We start from the raw sequence: 1113 nt of genomic DNA on the forward strand, positions 1-1113 counted from the left end.
GGCCGCGCGGCGCCGTCGCGCGAACACCAGCTGCACCGCCAGCGCCTCGTCCCACGTCAACCGGGCGCGGGCCGCGTCGAGGGCGTCCTGCGTCGGCGGCCGGTGGATCGCGTGCAGCGCCTCGAACACGGTGATCAGCCCCTGCTCGGTGCGCACGGCCTCCGGCAACGGGTCCGGTTCGGCGTCGAGCACCTCCAGCGTCTGCCGGACGGCCTTGCCGATGCGCCACGACGGCAACCCCTGCGCCGCCGGGTACACCGGGATGATCTCGGAGAGGAAGTCGTCCACGGTGGACAGGCCCTCGGCGCTGTCGTCGATCAGCTCGTACTCCGGGTTCGCCAGCTGCAGCGTCCGGCGGAAGACGTTGACCTTGCCCGCGAACAACCCCGACCGGCCGGGGCGCAGCTCCCGCTCGCGCCACGCCTGGTTGCCGAAGAAGGCGCAGGACATCCGGCGCTGTCCGTCGGTGATCGTCACTTCCAGGATCGAGCCCCGGCGCGCCTTCATCGGCCGCTTGCGCACGTCCTCGACGCGGGCGAGGACCGTGACGTGTTCCCCGATCTCCAGCCCCGCGATGTCGGTCAGTTCCCCGCGGCGCGCGTAGCGGCGCGGGTAGTGCCGCAGCAGGTCGCCGACCGTGTGCAGGTCGAGCGCGCCGGCGAGCGCCTCGGCGGTGCGGGACCCGACCACCGACGTCAACCGGTCACTCAGCACGGCCACGGCACTCGCCACCCTCTCCTATTCCACGCCCATCAGCAGCAACGTATCCGTCTGCCCTCCGGGATAGCACACCAGTTCGACCTCGGGGCGCGTGGCGCGCAACCGCTCGCCGATCGTGTCCCCGACGTCGGCGGGTGCGTCCGCGCCGACGAGCAGGGTGACCAGCTCGCCGCCCGCCGCGAGCATCGTGTCGAGCACGTCGAGTGCGGCCCGGTCGGGGTCCCGCCCGGGCTCGATGAGCACGACCTCGCCGTCGATCAGCCCGACCAGGTCCCCCGCCGCGGCCCGCCCCCGCCAGGTGATCGCGTCCCGGTCGGCCACCACCAGCTCACCGCGCCGGGTGGCGGCGGCGGCCTCCGCCATCGCGACGTCGTCGGCGCCCGCCCGCCGGTC

Annotated in this window: 2 pseudogenes; both read right to left on the reverse strand. The window is 73.9% G+C overall.

Features of this window, described 5'->3' with window-relative positions:
• Positions 1-720 (reverse strand): annotated as a pseudogene (locus SACPADRAFT_RS0218705) (ATP-dependent DNA helicase RecG); the annotation flags it as partial.
• Between the two features lie 18 nt (positions 721-738).
• Positions 739-1113: pseudogene (locus SACPADRAFT_RS0218710) on the reverse strand (DAK2 domain-containing protein); the annotation flags it as partial.

This window comes from Saccharomonospora iraqiensis subsp. paurometabolica YIM 90007 (assembly GCF_000231035.2).
In the GTDB taxonomy this organism is placed as follows: Bacteria; Actinomycetota; Actinomycetes; order Mycobacteriales; family Pseudonocardiaceae; genus Saccharomonospora; species Saccharomonospora paurometabolica.